Below are 15,931 nucleotides of genomic sequence, written 5' to 3'. Positions count from 1 at the left end.
CAGGTATGCGATTTCGTACGGGTGTCGCGCGCGCGGGCGAACTGGACATCGTCTACGACGACATGGGCGACCCGGACCATCCGGCAGTGCTGTTGATCATGGGTCTCGGTGCGCAGATGGTGTTGTGGCGCAACGAGTTCTGCCAGAAGTTGGTGGATCAGGGGCTGCGCGTCATCCGATTCGACAATCGCGACGTCGGGCTCTCGTCGAAGCTGCCCCATGCCCGCAGCGGTGCGCCGCTGGTCCCCAGGATGGCCCGGTCGCTGGCGGGGATGAAGAGTCCGGCCGGATACACCCTTGAGGACATGGCCGATGACGCGGCAGGGCTGCTGGATCATCTCCAGATCGAGCGCGCGAACATCGTCGGGGCGTCGATGGGCGGCATGATCGCCCAGGTGTTCGCCGCCCGGCATGCCGCCCGCACGCGGTCGCTGGCCGTCATCTTCTCCAGCAACAATCAGTCCTTCCTACCGCCGCCGGGTCCGCGCCAGCTGCTGACGCTGCTGTCCAAGCCGGCCGACACCAGCCGCGAGGGCGTCATCGCCAATACGGTTCGCGTTTCCAAGATCATCGGCAGCCCCGGGTATCCCAAATCCGACGAACAGCTACGGGCCGAGGCCGCCGAAAGCTACGACCGCTCGTACTACCCGGCCGGGGTCGGCAGGCAGTTCGCCGCGATCATGGGCAGCGGCAGTCTGCTGGCCTATGACCGACAAATCACCGCACCTACGGTGGTCATCCACGGCAAGGCCGACAAGCTGATGCGCCCGTCCGGTGGCCGAGCCATCGCACGGGCGATTCCCGGAGCAAGGCTGGTGCTATTCGACGGGATGGGCCACGAACTGCCCGAACCGCTCTGGGACGATATCGTCGGTACACTCAAAGCAAACTTTTCCGCATAAGTTCGGCCTGCGCTCGTTCAACGCGTAGAGTCGCCGCAAAGGCCGGGTCAACGATGACCTGGGGGGACGCAGCAGGTCGCGGTGGGGAAACAGAATTGACCGGACGCAAGAAGCTCGAACCGCATTTCTCGGACGTGCAGGCGCATTACGACCTGTCAGATGACTTTTTTGCTCTGTTTCTGGATCCGACCAGGACATACAGCTGTGCTTATTTCGAGCGCGACGATATGACGTTGCACGAGGCGCAGTTGGCCAAGATCGATCTGTCACTGGGCAAACTGGGGCTCGAACCAGGCATGACGCTGCTCGACGTCGGGTGCGGGTGGGGCGCGACGATGACGCGCGCACTGGAGCGCTATGACGTCAACGTCATCGGTTTGACGCTCAGCGAGAACCAGAAAGCCCACGTGGAAGCCGAGTTCGACAAATCGGAGTCCACCAGGGACAAGCGGGTGTACCTCAAGGGCTGGGAAGAATTCGACGAGCCCGTCGACCGCATCGTGTCGATCGGGGCTTTCGAGCATTTCGGCTTCGAGCGCTATGACGACTTCTTCGAGATGGCCTACAGCGTGCTGCCCGACGACGGTGTCATGCTGCTGCACACGATCTGCGGCAAGCCTTTTCAGCAGATGATCGACGAGGGCATCCCACTGACCTTCGAGATCGCGCGGTTCGTGAAGTTCATCCTGACCGAGATCTTCCCGGGCGGTCGACTTCCCTCGATCGAGAAGGTCGAGGAGCATGCGGTGCCCGCCGGGTTCACGGTGACCAGACGCCAGTCGCTGCAGCCGCATTACGCGCGCACGCTGGATCTGTGGGCCGAGGCGCTCGAAGCGCATCATGATCAGGCAGTGGAGATCCAGTCCGAAGAGGTCTATCAGCGCTACATGAAGTACCTCACCGGCTGCGCGAACGGTTTCCGCACCGGCTACATCGACGTCAACCAGTTCACGATGGTCAAGTGAGCCGTGCCCCGATGGGCGCGGTGAAAGCTGTTGTAAATCAAGATCAATCACGTATGGGGCAAACTTGCTGCCCGCTCGACCGCGCGTCGGGACCACTGAATAGCGAAACGTGGCAGAGCAGGTCAGCAGGCTCGCACCGTCGATCAGGTGTGGTTTCAGCAAAGGCACTGACAGCCCGGACAATTTGCTCCCCACCTGCATTGCAGGCGCGAAAACGGCGCGCGACAACCCTTTTCCGCAATGACGTCCGCGCAGCGCACCACAGGACACATATCCACCATCCGCACGGGATCGGCCGTCGCGGACGATAGAGTCGAGTAAAGCAGGATCGCCATGAGCAACGGCGCGATGGCGATCACATCCGTTTTGAAGAGACACGCTGCGGAGTTCCTGGGGGACCGGATTCGCGGCGAGTAGGGTGCCCACACAAGTGGGCACCCGTGATGTGGTGGACGGCGTAGTCGGAACCCACCGAGAAGGGCAGGCCACCTCTATGTCTGACAAGTCGAGCGGCACCACGGACATGCGGCCGCATTTCGAGGACATCCAGGCTCATTACGATTTGTCCGATGATTTCTTCGGCGTCTTCCAGGACCCGACGCGCAAGTACAGCAGCGCCTTCTTCACCGGACCCAGCGTCACGCTGTCCGAGGCCCAGATCGCCAATGTCGACCAGCACCTGGACCGGCTGAACCTCCAGCCCGGCCAGACGTTGTTGGAGGTCGGCTGCGGATGGGGGCTCACGCTGCAGCGCGCCATGGAGAAGTACGACGTCAACGTCATCGGTCTGACGCTCAGCAAGAATCAGCAGGCGTACTGCAATCAGCTGCTCAGCTCCATCGATTCCGAGCGCACCTTCGATGTGCGGCTGGAAGGCTGGGAGCAGTTCCACTCTCCCGTCGACGCCATCGTGTCGATCGAGGCCATCGAACACTTCGGGTTCGAGCGCTTCGACGAGTTCTTCAAGAACAGCTTCGACATTCTGCCCTCCGGCGGCCGGATGACCATCCAGAGCAGCTGCGGGTACCACCCCGACGATCTGCGCGCGCGCGGCAAGAAGCTCACCTTCGAGCTGGCCCGGTTCGCGAAGTTCATGGCCGAGGTGATCTTCCCCGGCGGCCGGATCCCGAGCACCAAGATGCTGGTGGAACACGGCGAGAAGGCCGGCTTCACCGTTACCGAGGTGCTGTCGCTGCGTAATCACTACATCAAGACCCTCGGCATTTGGGCCGCGCGCCTGGAGCACAACAAGGATCAAGCCATCGCCGCGGCCGGCGAGCAGCACTACAACGACTACATGCGCTACCTCACCGGTTGCCAGTACTACTACGTCGACGAGGCGCTCGACGTCAGCCTGGTCACCTACGTCAAGCCGTAGTCCCGCCTGCCCCGCGACGGCGACATCAGTCCGTAGTCAATGACGCTGTTACTCGGCTCGCTGTTGCTGTTGTGCGCAGTGATCGCCGCGGTCGCACGGTCGGTGCCCGCTGCAGCTCGGCTGCTGCTCGCGATGGCGGCATTGTCGCCATATCTGATGCTCGGTGCGCCGGCGGCGGCTGTCATGTTCACGCTCGGCAGGCACTGGGTGCCGGCCGCCGTCGCCGCCGTTGCGACCACAGCTGCCATCGCCTTCCTGCTTCCGTTGCGGGGACGCAGTCCGCGGCCCGAGGACGGTGTGTCGGTGCGCTTCGTCTCGGCGAACCTGCTGATGGGCAAGGCCGACCCGGAGGCCGTGGCCCGGCTGGCCCGTGAGCATGCCGATGTGATCGCGGTGCAGGAGCTGACGCCGGAATTGGCCGAGGCGCTCTCGAGCGCACTGGCACAAGACTTTCCGCACTGCGAGCAGCGCCCGAAGGAGCGTGCGTCCGGGGTGGGATTGTGGAGCCGCTATCCGATCACGGCGTCCGGCGCCGACGGGAGCTTCACCCGTGGGTTCTTATGGGCACGGGTTCGGCTGCCGGGCACCGATGCCGAACCGACGTTCATCTCCACCCACATGCCGCCGCCGCGCTCGGCGTTCCCGTCGTGGCGCGCGGATATCGTGCGGCTCGGCCCGACATTGCGCGAGCTGCCGGCGACCGGACCGGTGATCGCCGGGGGCGATCTCAACGCCACCCCCGATGTCGTGGAGTTCCGTCGCCTATTAGGTAGTGGCGGTTACCGCAGCGGTGCCGCCCAGGCCGGCGCCGGGCGGATACGTACCTATCCCAACCATCTACGCCGTTACGGCATCCCACCGATGTTGGCGCTCGACCATGTGCTGACCCGCAAGGCAACCGTGACGGCGATTCGGGCGGTCGCCGTGGCGGGTTCGGACCACCGCGCGGTGGCCGCAACCGTGGTCGTGGACTGAGATCTCGCCGAATCACGCAGCGGCATCGGCACGCTCACGTGGGCTCGTCGGCACGGTCGGCCGCAACAATTGGGGTTCTGAGCGAACGGCGGGGGGCCTCCGCGGCTGGGCAGCATGACCCGACCTTTAATGAACAGCAACGTCAATATCCAGACGGCCCCGCTACCACTCGACGACAAGCTGCAGAAACGGCTACTGCGGACCCAAATTTCGGTCCGACAGCGATCACGGCACCGCGAGTCCCCGTACTGGACAAATCAGCTGACCTGCTGCCGCAACACGACGTGTGGTTGCAATCACAGCTAACTCGAAGGCCACTGTACGCGCGCTCCCGGCTGGCAAACTTTTCGAGGGGGAATATTCGACTCGGATCGAACTCGCCGGACGGCCACTGGCGACGGTTGCGTATGCAATTTTTGCCGCCGATCGGTTACATCCGCATGAACCCTGTAAACAGTTGCCAGCTGCGACAATGTAGCGGTGCAACCTGCGAAAACGTGTTGACAGGACGTTCCCAATCTGACATGCTTTCCGCAACTCAAAGGCCCATCCAAGGGGGAGAAATGTCAGCAGTTTCACGCAAGGTGAGCATGGGCCTGGCGGCCGGCGCACTGGCCGCCGCAGCAACGCTCACACCGGTCACGGTGGCACACGCCGCGCCGTCGAATCCCGTGGTCGGGTCGGTAGTCGGCGCCGCCCAGTGCGATCCCTCGCTTGACCCGAGTTGCGTGCCCGCTCAGGCCGCCCTCCCCACGCCGGAGCAGGCCATCCGCGGCATCTTCCAGAACAACCTCTGGTGGTTCGGCACCGCCAATCCCACTCCCCCACCGAGCTCGCCGGTCTTCACGTTCGAGCCGCTGAGCCTGGTGCCCGGATTCGCGAAGCCGCTGTACGGCTGGTTCACCCAGAACCTCAACCTTGAGGCCTGCGTCTTCGGTGCATCGCTGCGGGTGGGGCCGTACGGCACCACGACGTTCTCCGTCGGGCGTGGTTGCGCCTGACTTTGAGCTCTGCCCAGAAGCTAATCTCATCGGCGCGGATCCACTCAGTGGGTCCGCGCCGATCTATGTAGAAAGCGCGCTGAGTGCCCAAGGATGATTCCGTCGATGGTGACGACAATGAATTTTCAGGGAGAGAACATCGCGGAAGGACTGGTGACGCACGGTCCTGGCTGAAACGACACCGCCGATCCGTCATCATCGGCGGGCTGGTGACCCTCGCCATCGTGGTCGCTTTCGTTGGATGGCTGGCCAAAAGTGGGCTGGACGCCAAGTCAGCACTGGAGCAGGCCCGCAGCAACGCTCAGCAAGCCAAAGATGCTCTGCAGCATGGTGATTCCGAGGCGGCGTCTCGTTTCGTCGACCATGCCCAGTACCACGCGCAGGCCGCCAGCGACGCGACGCATTCGCTGCCCTGGACGGTCACCTCGGCCATCCCGTGGGTGGGCGGACCCTTCCGCACCGGCCAGCAGATCTCCGATGTGGTCCTCGGCCTCGCCAACGATGTACTCAAACCCGCAGCCCAGGCCGGCACGGCGCTGTCACCCGATCGTCTGGTGGACGGTAGCCGGGTGGACGTCGCGTTGCTGCGCTCGGAGGAGCCGAATTTGACGTCTCTGGCGGAGGCGGCGACCCGGTTGAACAGCGAGGCGCAGGCAATCTCGGATCCCCGGTACGTGTCGATGCTGTCCGATGCCCGCACACAACTGCAGGAGCAGACGGCTCAGATCACCGGATTGCTGGAGAACACGGCCCTGGCCTCTCAGCTGGTCCCGCCGATGATGGGAGCGGATGGCGCACGTTCCTATTTCATGGCGTTTCAGACCAACGCGGAGGCGCGCGGGACTGGCGGTCTGCTGGGCGGTTTCGGAGTCCTGCGATTCGACAATGGTGTTGCCACCGTCGACACACTCGGCGCCAACACCGAGTTGGACAAACCCTTCGCGCCGATCGATCTGGGCGCAGAGTTCAACCAGAGTTATGGGTATGCCAACCCGTTTGGTGACTTCCGGAATAGCAATCTGAGTTCGCACTTTCCGTATGCAGCACAAATATGGAAGTCGATGTGGGCACAGCAGACCGGAATGAATGTCGACGGTGTCATCGCCCTCGACCCATTCGCCCTGAGCTACATCCTGGGCGCGGTCGGACCGGTGACCATGCCCGACGGGGAGCAAGTGACCAAAGACAACGTTGTTGAGTTAACCGAATCGACCGCCTACGCACGGTTTCCCACCGACCAGGCCGCGCGCAAACGCTATCTACAGGACATCGCCAGCGAGGTTGTGAAGAAGGTAACGGGCGCCAGCGGCTCTCCGAGAGCACTACTTGAAGCACTCGGCCGCGCCGTAAGCGAGCGGCGGATCGCTGTGTGGAGTGCAGTGCCTGCAGAGCAAGAGAAGCTCGAGGAAACGCCATTAGCACACATCGTGCCTGAGGACCCCGGTCCATATGCCGAGGTGGTGATCAACAATCTTGGTGGTAACAAGATGGACTACTATCTTGAGCGTCAGATCGAGTACGTCGCCGACGGATGCGTCGCAGGGACCAGAAACTCTACAGTCACGGTGCGGCTGAAGAACGCAGCGCCGGCTGGGCAATTACCGGACTATGTGGCGCGCGCGGGCGGAGTCAGTTCGGATTTGCCGGTTCAACTAACTGCCGGGACCATGCTCACATCGGTACGTCTGCTCGCAAGTCCGGGCGCCACATTGGAAAGTGTGCTTGCGAATGGCGAACGTACACAGGTGTTCTCCGGAACGGAGCGGAATCATCCAACCTTCGAGATTCAAGTCGTAATACCGCCCGGCCAGGCAGGCGAACTTACTTTCCGGTTGTCTGAACCTGTGACTTCTGGACAGGCGGTTGTGCCGGTTCAACCATTGGTTGATCCGGTCGTACCCGTAGTTTCGGTGCCTGAATGCACCGGCTGAGTCGAGACGAGACGGTCCATCTGAACAACTCATCCAGCTTTCCCAACGTCATCGAGCAAACACTGGTAGGGAGAGAGATATGAACATTCAGGACTTCCTGAAGTTGCTCCGTACTCGATGGATTTCCATCTGTGTGGTTGCGCTAACTACGGTAGCGGCGGCTACTGCAGTCACCCTATTGACGACTCCGCAATACCAAGCGAACACGAGGCTGTTCGTATCGACCACTACACATTCGTCTGTGTCCGAGGCCTATCAGGGCAACAAGTTCTCCCAGGAGCGCGTCGGCTCGTATGCCGAACTGATCATGGGCAGAACGCTGGCGCAACGGACAATCGACAAACTTGCACTTGACATGGACGCGGAGACGTTACAAGCGAAAATATCGGCCAGCACCAAACTGGACACAGTTCTGATCAACGTCGAGGTGATGGATGAATCGCCCGTCCGTGCCCGAGATATCGCCAACACCTTGTCTGACGAATTCGTGCAACTAGTCCGCGAACTTGAGACCCCGGAGAGTGGTGCACCGTCCGATGCCCGCGTAGTAGTTGAGCAACGGGCTTCGATTCCCGAAAACCCGGTGACACCAAAGGCCACTCGCAACATCGCTGTTGGACTCCTACTAGGCATTGCGCTTGGAATTGGCCTGGCAGTCCTCCGCGACCTGCTCGACAACACGATTAAGTCTCGCGAAGTTCTTGAAGAAATCTCCGGTACCGGCGTCGCAGGCAGCATCCCCCTAGACAAAGAGCGCGCAAAAGACGCTGCGATTTCGTTTGATGTAGAGAATTCAGGGATCTCGGAAGCATTCCGCAAGCTCCGCACAAACTTGCAGTTCTTGGCGGTTGACAAGAAACCACGTGTCATAGTTGTAACCAGCTCGATGCCGTCCGAGGGCAAGTCAACAACTGCGATCAACATTGCGCTTTCGCTCGCGGAGGCCGATCACAACGTGGTGCTTGTGGATGGGGACCTCCGGCGCCCCATGCTGCATAACTACCTCGACCTAGTCGGGACCGTGGGATTCAGCACCGTACTAAGCGCCCGAGCCACTCTTGACGACGCGCTACAGAAGACTCGATTCCCTGGACTTACCGTGCTCACATCTGGTCCTGTTCCGCCGAATCCCAGCGAGTTGCTTGGTTCGCAGGCAGCGAAGAATGTGTTGACCGAGCTGCGATCCCGCTATGACTACGTCATCGTGGACTCGACCCCGCTGCTTGCGGTCACCGACGCGGCCATCTTGGCGGCAAGCGCTGACGGTGCATTAATCATGGCCCGGTACGGCCGGACCAAAAGGGACCAGCTTGCCCAAGCTGTTGGCAGCCTTCGCGACGTCGGTGCGACCCTCCTTGGCGCAGTTCTGACGCTGCTTCCCCCCCCGGGGAGCATCTTCGTACAGCTACTCGTACGGGTACGGCACAACCGCTGCGAAAGACCCGAATCCTGAACCGGGAGGTGAAGTCGATGTCATGCCTTTGCGCGACAAAATCACGCCGCGCAACCGAGGTCATCGCGCACCTCGAACAGAGACGTAGTTCGCGCAATTTCGCGCCGATGAAAACCCGTGTGGCTTACTGACAACCTTGGAGAGGGGACCCTCAATGACGAATATGGAGCCATACTTCTCCGGTGCGCAGCTGTACGGGGACGATTTCGATCAGGAACAGATCGACGATTGGTTTGTCGACGAGCAAGAGGGTTATGCGGAACTCGGAGCAGCCGAGCACGGCTCAGTCGACTCATACTTCTACCACTCTCTGAACCAGTTCCACGGATTCCGCCATCTGCCGCCGATGCGTTACAGGCATGCGTTAGGTCTAGGCAGCGCGTATGGCGCTGAGTTCCTTCCGCTCATCGACCGCATCGAAAAGCTGACGATACTTGAGCCATCTCAACAGCTCCGCAGCAGCGAGATTGCAGGTTTACCGATAGAGTACGTTGATCCGGCCGCCTCTGGAAGCATGGCTTTTCCGGATGAAACGTTTGACTTAGTTTTGTCGCTTGGAGTGTTACATCATGTTCCGAACGTCAGCCATGTGATACGCGAGATCGGTCGCGTTACCACTCCAGGCGGCGTCGCGCTTGTTCGAGAGCCTGTAATATCAATGGGCGATTGGAGAACACGTAGGCCGGGGCTTACGCTACGAGAACGTGGAATACCGAGCAAGATTCTTGATCGCGCTTTCGAGTCAGCACGATTCGAAATTTTGCATCAGTCACCATGCATCTTCCCGACCACGCGCATCTTAAACAAATATGGATGGGGAGTCGGTAACCCCAAAGGCGTCAAGCTCGACAGCCTATTATGCAGACTCACCGACTGGAACCGTCGCTACCACGCCACTAATCGCTGGCATAAGGTCCGGCCGTCATCTCGGTTCTATGTGTTGCAAAAGCACTGACTTAATGTGTCTGGCCCCAAAACATTTTGGCCCGTTTGTTAGAGTACTCTGCCGACGCTGACGCGCCATTCGATCGTCAGTTCAAAAACTGTATCTTGAAGTTATGAAACTGGCGCCGGCCAGCTTTGGGCCCTCATCTGCGGTCGAGCGCGTGACTTGAACCCGATGGCATCGACTTCATCACCTTTTCGCCGCCCATCTCGCGAAGGGTCACCGATGCGCTTAGTAGCACGACCATAATGCCGATGAGCGCCGGCCATCTCGCGGTCGTGGATATAAACGGCGCCGTCATTAGCGCAAAAAACAGTGCCGGCCAAGCGGCGGTTACGCCACGGGCAAGAGCCCAATGACCGGGATCACAGGAAATTGGACGCTGCGAGGACCTGAAGGCTAGCGTGGTAAGCAATGCGATCGCGACTGCGACCAATCCTGACACCAGGATCCCGTGCTTAAGCCAGAGTTGTAGGAACTCGTTATGAACGTAGATCTGCTGCGAGCGCACCGCAGCCAGACCACCCAACTGAGCTGCCTCTGCGCCGAATCCACCTGGGTATCTAAGAGCATGTTCTAGGCCGATAGAGAGATCACTGACATGCTCCCGGGTTGAAACGTCTGCATCCAGTCCCCGAATTGTGTCTAGCCCGACGTTAAGCCGCTGCAAGGTTATCGCCAATGCTGGGCCTGCAACAACAGATAGCACCCCGATCGCAAGTGTGGATCCAAGAACAATTCGAGAACGCACCACTCTTCCCCGCTTTGATATAGCGAAGATAATCAGCGCGATAAGTAAGCCCACGACGATGCTTCGCCGATTCGACAGCGCAATAATAGCAACTGCACACACCAGTACTAGCACGTGCAGGAGTTGAAGCTTATCGGACACAAAAATGACGCAGATCACAGCAACAGCGATGAAAGCCGTTGCCGAATCATAAAATACGAACGAATCGCCTGTTTCTGCTGCTGTGATGAGCCCAAGAGCTGCCAGCGCGATAGTGCACGTTGCGCCGACCCGCATGAGCGCATGAGCTTCCACGGCGAACCGTCGCCTAGCCACCTCCATCATCACCAGCACTGCGATTACGGGATATGCGATCTGCCTAGCCGTATTTAACACAGACATACCTGATACAACCGCCTGCATACTGGCTATGCCAAACGCAATACACAGCAGCGCTACCGCAACCCGCACGGTGCTGGCCAAATCCTGAACGGTTTCACCGTCGACAGACTCCCTGAATACTGCAACCGCCCATGCCGACAATGCAATAATTAGGACTACTGGAACTGACAGTATCTCGGCGTAGTAGATGTCGTTGCCAAGTGTCATCAGCCACTGCCGGGAAAGAACGGTTTCCTGTGCCAGAAAGAGAAGGGCAACCGTCACGGATAATGGATACTTAAAAAACGCGAGGATTGCTCCCACCGCCGCCAACCCAGCGGCAAGCGGCACTGCAACATCGGGAAGAAATAGCCACACGAAGCCCAGTAGCGTCGAGGCGACGACGGCCAAAGTTACAAGCAGCGTCGATGAACGGCTCCTGGTGGCTCTCAACGACGTCACAATGGGTCCAATCCGCGATCACTCATGCCTCCAGCAACCACGGCGCAGACTTCGTTCAATGCTGCACCGAGCTCGTTGCCCCAAGTATGTTGCCCAACATATCCCGCCAACGCAGATTCAACAGCGTGTCGGGCCGAAACATCCGTGAGTGTACGAACAACTACATTCGCGAGATCTGGCGTTGCAAGCAACGCCCCTTCGGGCAGCCCTTCTCGCTGCTCTCGACTGAGGTACGGAGGACCAACAACGATTCGCCCGTGGGCCCATGCTTCCGCAACCTTCAGCTGACTTCCACCCCCAGACTTTGCGGGAGCAAGCACGACCGCTGAGTTTGCGTACCAGCCCGCTAGATCTGGTACGAATCCTGGCGCAACTACACTAGTGTCGCTCACTGCGTCTGCAAAGCACTGGCCGTCGGCACCGATAATCACAAGGCGTGCACCATAAACCTCTGAACGCACCCGCCGCCACACCCGATCAAGAAAGTCGAGCATTCCCTCGCGGTTGGGCTTGTAAGCCCAATTCGCGACCGCAAGAACGAATCCATCTGTCGGCGATCGCGCGACAGCTATGGCAGGTGCCAAACCATTTCGTGCGAGTACAGCGCGCGCTCGATGAGCTTTAAGCCACTGCATGTCCTGTTCGCATATGCCTAGACACAGGTCGGCCCGCCGCGCAGTCTTCGGCTCCCAGACAGTGGCTTTCAAATGCTCCAGGAGCCACGAACTGCGAGATTTCAGTGTGCCAGCGCCCAGCGCGAACGAGCGGAAGCGCTCGCTCTCAATGTTGGCAAAATCGATGACATGCACAGGCGCAGACACCCGGCGTACGCCGTAGGCCGCAAGGTAGGAATGTGACCAGACTATCCCGTCCGCACCAGCGGATACCAACCGCGTAATCTCCGGCAACAAGGGAGCCGCGAAGAGCTCTCCCAGTCGCGGGCCCACCAATCGGCCGGCGAAAGCATTGCAGTTCATTGATGACACTGCGACAGTACGAAGGTGCGGATCGTCGTGTGTCGCATCATCACCGCGGGACGTGTGAACCACGGTCACGTCGAGACGCGTAGCCATGGCAGAGGCCAACTCTGCGACGCGTCGCCTTCCCCCGTGCAGCGGCGGCCAGGGCGACTCGGGAGTCACTAACAGCACTTTTGGCCTGTTATGGGGTGTCACCCCACGCCCCTTCTCGATATCTTCCAGTAAAAGTTCGCTACTGCCTCGGCGATCTCATTCCACTGGAACGCTTGCAAGTCGGGACCATCTACCTTCGGAGTATCGCGCACTCTACAGATCGCAGCCTCCAGGGTTTTTGATGAGATCTTGCCCTCGTATGTCATGAGCCAAAGTGGACCAACAGTCGCTGCGACCTCAGGAATTGAACCCAGGGCGGGAGCCAGGACTCGCTTGCCTGCCGATAGTGCATAGATAACACTGCCAGAGTTCGTCACCGCTCGATAGGGAAATACGACCAAGTCCGCAACTTCGTACACCCCAGCCAATTCTGGTTCGGTGAGTAGGTGAGTGATCCATGTCTCGCGTGTGTCGTCGCGGTTTCGACGTTCGAGCCAATCACCTAGCTCTGGGTTGAGAGCGCCGGCCACCAGCAAGTGAACATCGCTGCCGCGGAGCGCATCAAACGCCGCAACCAGATCCGGAACCCCTTTGTAATGGCTAATCTTGCCGACAAACGCCACAACGAACGCGCCTTCTGGAACCTTTGGCCCGGGTACGGGCCGGGCGACGGGATAAGCTCCATGCTTAGTCACGATCGCTGGCACTGTTTTCAATCTTGGCCAATGGCGCGATATCTCAAGACGGGACGATTCGCTGAGGTAATGAACCGCTGCCACACGGTCCACGAATTCTGCCCACAGCAGACGTTCAAGACGCGGATGTCGTCTTGCGTGCGATACAGAATTATGCGCTGTCCAGACTATCGGTATGTTCCGCCAATGCGCTATGCGCACCAACGTCAGCATGTACAGGACCTTGGCCGCCGCGCTTGGCGTGGACCCGTTCAGTAAGGAGTCCGGCCAATGCCAATGCCAGACATCGGCTCTCTGCCACGGCCGCCTTGGAACGAACTCCTCTACGGTGATCCGAGGGTCAACTTGCTCCAAAGCATCAGACAAAAGTGATTGAAACGCGTTGTGGTCCCTGTTTCGCCGGGCAGGCCAGCCACGTACAACGAGCCTGTGCCGCGTCACCGTTCCCGTCATACTCGGTTCTCCATGATATCGCTCTTGCTGAAAACCGCTCGTATGTCGTGGATTGTGATCACGCGCAACAGAAAGAGTGCGGCAGAGGCGACAACGATACCAACCCCGATCTGCACTAACAGCAGAATCCAATCGGCAAACGGCGGCTTGACGAACCACACTGCTGTGCCCATCAAGCTCGCCGCCAACGCGGCCCTTGCCCAAACCGATGTACGTATCCGAAGCTGGGTCTCACGCCACAAAACCCACAGCAGACCAGTCGCAACGAGCATCTCGGTCACGAATGAGATCGCTGCTGCTGCAGCCGCACCGAAACGCGGCATGAGAATCAGGCCAGCCGCTACACTGCCCGTTGCGACACTGAGTGTCACTACTGCGTAACCTTTCACCCGTCCTGCTGCAGTCAGCGCTCCCGTCGCGACCCAGCCTAGGCAGATAGGGATGAAACCGAGTACAACTACCTGCAGCAGATCCACCGAATCCGCGTAAGCGCTCCCGAAGAGCAGAGTCACGATCTGTGGCGCCGTGACGGCGACACCGACAGATACCATCATCGAAACGGATAACGCGAGTCTCGAGGCCAGATCCCAAAGGCGATCAACTCGACGAGCGTCGTTGCTCTCCAAAGCCCTTGAAAGGAGCGGAATCAAGGGCGCCAGCAAGCTTGCCGGGATTGCCTGCAGCATGTCGACCACTTTAAACGCTGCCGCGTAGGACGCGGCGGCGACGGGACCCGCTGTGGCGAACAAGATTACGCCAGACAGTCGATAGTAGGCGGTTGTGCCTATACCCCCCAATCCGAGTGGGATGGCTTGCCGCATAAGGCTCGGAACCTCTCGAACCCCGAGGCGGAAGTCGACGTTCCCTTTTCGGCCCAGAATCGCCCATACCAGTGATCCTTGTAGCACCGCGGACAAGAGAAAGCCTGCCGCAAACATGACCAGATCAGCGCCGGTCGCGCTCAGAACAATGACGATGACCAGCCAGAATAAGCCCTGCGTCGCAAGAAGTAGATTCTGCTGCATCAGACGGAGTCTCGCGATTGAGATTGCCTGCAAAGCAGTCATAGTCGCAAGCGGGATTGATGCAATCATTAGAGCTGCAGAGAGCCTGTCAGCCGAGGTACGAAAGAGCGACAGGGCTACGACAGCTCCAATTAGCGCAAGTAAGAAACCGAGGGTAGTCCGCGCTATAAGTAAGCCGCCAGCTACGACCCTCTGCCGCAGCGGATCTCGCGCAATACGCTGTACAGCCGTGTTTGTGAGACCAACGTCAGTAAATGCAGAGAGCAATGTGATGATTGAAAGTATGGTGACGAACACACCATAATCTGCGACCGTCAGCGTCCGCACCTGAAGGGCAACGGCGAAGGCGCCGCTAACAACTACGACTAGGCGCACAACCGCCTGCATCGCCGAACCGATCGCTACATTTCGCCTCGACCGAGGCTCCCCTGCCTGCGGGCTGGGCAGCTGTGGATTCACAAAGCACCTCCCCACTCACAGAAACTTCCAGCCAATTGAGAAGAATTCGACAACTTGCCACTCGACGAAGATGCTTACATCCCTCTAATCCCCACCGCAGAACCGATTTGGAGCTTTGGAACGCAAGAACACATCTCACCTCAGTTCGATTCAAGCACCCCAGCGCCTACACAGAGTTCCCGGCTGTCAAGGCACAGAGCCACGGTCGGTTAAGCCGCGATTCCGCCACCGTGTTCCACTTCTACTTAGGCCCAGCAGCCTTCTCTCGGGCGCACTTCTGGACTCCAAAGCTAATTCGAGGAACCTCAGCCAACGATTTCCGAACGCCTCGACGCTATTATCTCGGCAGACGACACTATGGGCTTGCTGCTGTACTGAAGGTTCATCACCCAGCGCACGATGCGCAGCCAAGATCAATCCGCTCAAGTCGCCAGGCTGGACAACATAGCGGTTAAATTCAGGCACGGCTTGCACGAGGTCTGGAATCCAGCCTGTACTGGTCGACACAAGCGGCGTCCCGGACGCCAGCGCCTCGAGCACCGCGAAGCTGCAGCCTTCGTAAAAAGACGGGAGAATAACGACGTCCGACGCGACCAATGCAGTCGCGAGCTCGGTTGGCGAAAGGGCTCCTAACCAAATAGAATTCGGCAGCTGCGGATAGCCTGCATGCAGCAGATCGACTCCGACCTTGGCTGCAACCTGAAGCGCAAGCACGCCACCTTTACGCTTCTCGGGACGTCCGACGAACAACGCGTACCGCCGAGACACATCCAAACCAACTGCAAGTTTCGCTGATTCACGGTCGCCCGGACGGAAAACCGAGGTGTCGACTCCATTCTCGATGACCGTGGAATTTAGGCCGTACCAACGTCGAACTTCACATTTGGCGCTAGCTGACACCGCGACGCGGTCGGCTCCAACGCCCGCCCGAAACTCGGCAACAGCGCCTTGCAACAACCGCCGGAGCGACGACCGTCGGCTGCTCCCGTCGAGTCCACCACGAAGTACATGTGAAGGCCACGAGCCATGATAGACATGGACTCGCACAGCCTTTCGATCGTGGGACCAACCAGTCATACCGTTCGTCACCACGATATCTGCG

The 15,931-nt window shown here is 59.6% G+C and carries 12 protein-coding genes and 1 pseudogene; 8 read left to right on the top strand and 5 right to left on the bottom strand.

The window, feature by feature from the left end:
- The first annotated feature begins 5 nt into the window (after nt 1-5).
- From IC40_RS0109070 to IC40_RS27240, 8 genes and pseudogenes are all read left to right on the top strand, one after another.
- Nucleotides 6-902: an alpha/beta fold hydrolase gene (locus IC40_RS0109070; RefSeq protein WP_030134408.1), complete on the top strand. Its 897-nt coding sequence runs from the start codon at nt 6-8 to the stop codon at nt 900-902.
- A gap of 53 nt (nt 903-955) precedes the next feature.
- Complete coding sequence (locus IC40_RS0109065) at nt 956-1,867, top strand: cyclopropane mycolic acid synthase family methyltransferase (protein WP_042510062.1); 912 nt, start codon at nt 956-958, stop codon at nt 1,865-1,867.
- A gap of 493 nt (nt 1,868-2,360) precedes the next feature.
- Nucleotides 2,361-3,245, top strand: a complete 885-nt coding sequence (locus IC40_RS0109060) for a cyclopropane mycolic acid synthase family methyltransferase (protein ID WP_030134406.1) — start codon at nt 2,361-2,363, stop codon at nt 3,243-3,245.
- A 39-nt stretch (nt 3,246-3,284) separates the two neighbouring features.
- On the top strand, nt 3,285-4,220 hold the full coding sequence (locus IC40_RS0109055; RefSeq protein WP_030134405.1) for an endonuclease/exonuclease/phosphatase family protein: 936 nt from the start codon (nt 3,285-3,287) through the stop codon (nt 4,218-4,220).
- Between the two features lie 563 nt (nt 4,221-4,783).
- Complete coding sequence (locus tag IC40_RS26830; RefSeq protein WP_138158165.1) at nt 4,784-5,221, top strand: hypothetical protein; 438 nt, start codon at nt 4,784-4,786, stop codon at nt 5,219-5,221.
- Between the two features lie 170 nt (nt 5,222-5,391).
- A complete protein-coding gene (locus tag IC40_RS0109045) occupies nt 5,392-7,152 on the top strand; it encodes a DUF4012 domain-containing protein (protein WP_030134403.1) in 1,761 nt (586 codons plus the stop codon).
- Nucleotides 7,153-7,231: 79 nt separating this feature from the next.
- A pseudogene (locus IC40_RS26450) lies at nt 7,232-8,693 on the top strand (tyrosine-protein kinase domain-containing protein).
- Nucleotides 8,694-8,759: 66 nt separating this feature from the next.
- Nucleotides 8,760-9,560, top strand: a complete 801-nt coding sequence (locus IC40_RS27240; protein WP_081843372.1) for a class I SAM-dependent methyltransferase — start codon at nt 8,760-8,762, stop codon at nt 9,558-9,560.
- A gap of 133 nt (nt 9,561-9,693) precedes the next feature.
- On the opposite strand, the gene IC40_RS0109030 is transcribed toward IC40_RS27240, so the two are convergent.
- The 5 genes from IC40_RS0109030 to IC40_RS28555 all read right to left on the bottom strand — a co-directional run bounded on the left by IC40_RS0109030 (nt 9,694) and on the right by IC40_RS28555 (nt 15,906).
- Complete coding sequence (locus IC40_RS0109030; protein ID WP_030134402.1) at nt 9,694-11,073, bottom strand: O-antigen ligase family protein; 1,380 nt, start codon at nt 11,071-11,073, stop codon at nt 9,694-9,696.
- A 47-nt stretch (nt 11,074-11,120) separates the two neighbouring features.
- Nucleotides 11,121-11,759 carry a glycosyltransferase family 4 protein gene (locus IC40_RS28560; protein ID WP_420896603.1) on the bottom strand — a complete coding sequence of 213 codons (639 nt, stop codon included), beginning with the start codon at nt 11,757-11,759 and terminating at the stop codon, nt 11,121-11,123.
- Between the two features lie 536 nt (nt 11,760-12,295).
- Nucleotides 12,296-13,105 (bottom strand): glycosyltransferase, encoded by an 810-nt coding sequence (locus IC40_RS27230; RefSeq protein ID WP_157837311.1) that lies wholly within the window; start codon nt 13,103-13,105, stop codon nt 12,296-12,298.
- A 236-nt stretch (nt 13,106-13,341) separates the two neighbouring features.
- The gene (locus IC40_RS0109025) at nt 13,342-14,757 is read right to left on the bottom strand and encodes an oligosaccharide flippase family protein (RefSeq protein ID WP_030134401.1); all 1,416 of its coding nucleotides are present in this window, start codon (nt 14,755-14,757) and stop codon (nt 13,342-13,344) included.
- A 258-nt stretch (nt 14,758-15,015) separates the two neighbouring features.
- On the bottom strand, nt 15,016-15,906 hold the full coding sequence (locus IC40_RS28555) for a glycosyltransferase (protein WP_420896602.1): 891 nt from the start codon (nt 15,904-15,906) through the stop codon (nt 15,016-15,018).
- Nucleotides 15,907-15,931 lie beyond the last annotated feature (25 nt).

Source organism: Mycolicibacterium neoaurum ATCC 25795, assembly GCF_000691525.1.
Taxonomy (GTDB): domain Bacteria; phylum Actinomycetota; class Actinomycetes; order Mycobacteriales; family Mycobacteriaceae; genus Mycobacterium; species Mycobacterium neoaurum.
The sequence above is the reverse complement of the archived record's forward strand: the minus strand, read 5'-3'. Positions and strand labels throughout refer to the sequence as shown.

Bases quoted from the DNA above. Each gene is read 5' to 3' on its own strand.
- IC40_RS0109070 (WP_030134408.1), top strand. From the start codon at position 6: ATGCGATTTCGTACGGGTGTCGCGCGCGCGGGCGAACTGGACATCGTC.
- IC40_RS0109065 (WP_042510062.1), top strand. From the start codon at position 956: ATGACCTGGGGGGACGCAGCAGGTCGCGGTGGGGAAACAGAATTGACC.
- IC40_RS0109060 (WP_030134406.1), top strand. From the start codon at position 2,361: ATGTCTGACAAGTCGAGCGGCACCACGGACATGCGGCCGCATTTCGAG.
- IC40_RS0109055 (WP_030134405.1), top strand. From the start codon at position 3,285: ATGACGCTGTTACTCGGCTCGCTGTTGCTGTTGTGCGCAGTGATCGCC.
- IC40_RS26830 (WP_138158165.1), top strand. From the start codon at position 4,784: ATGTCAGCAGTTTCACGCAAGGTGAGCATGGGCCTGGCGGCCGGCGCA.
- IC40_RS27240 (WP_081843372.1), top strand. From the start codon at position 8,760: ATGACGAATATGGAGCCATACTTCTCCGGTGCGCAGCTGTACGGGGAC.
- IC40_RS28560 (WP_420896603.1), bottom strand. From the start codon at position 11,759: ATGCAGTGGCTTAAAGCTCATCGAGCGCGCGCTGTACTCGCACGAAAT.
- IC40_RS27230 (WP_157837311.1), bottom strand. From the start codon at position 13,105: ATGCTGACGTTGGTGCGCATAGCGCATTGGCGGAACATACCGATAGTC.
- IC40_RS0109025 (WP_030134401.1), bottom strand. From the start codon at position 14,757: ATGCAGGCGGTTGTGCGCCTAGTCGTAGTTGTTAGCGGCGCCTTCGCC.
- IC40_RS28555 (WP_420896602.1), bottom strand. From the start codon at position 15,906: ATGACTGGTTGGTCCCACGATCGAAAGGCTGTGCGAGTCCATGTCTAT.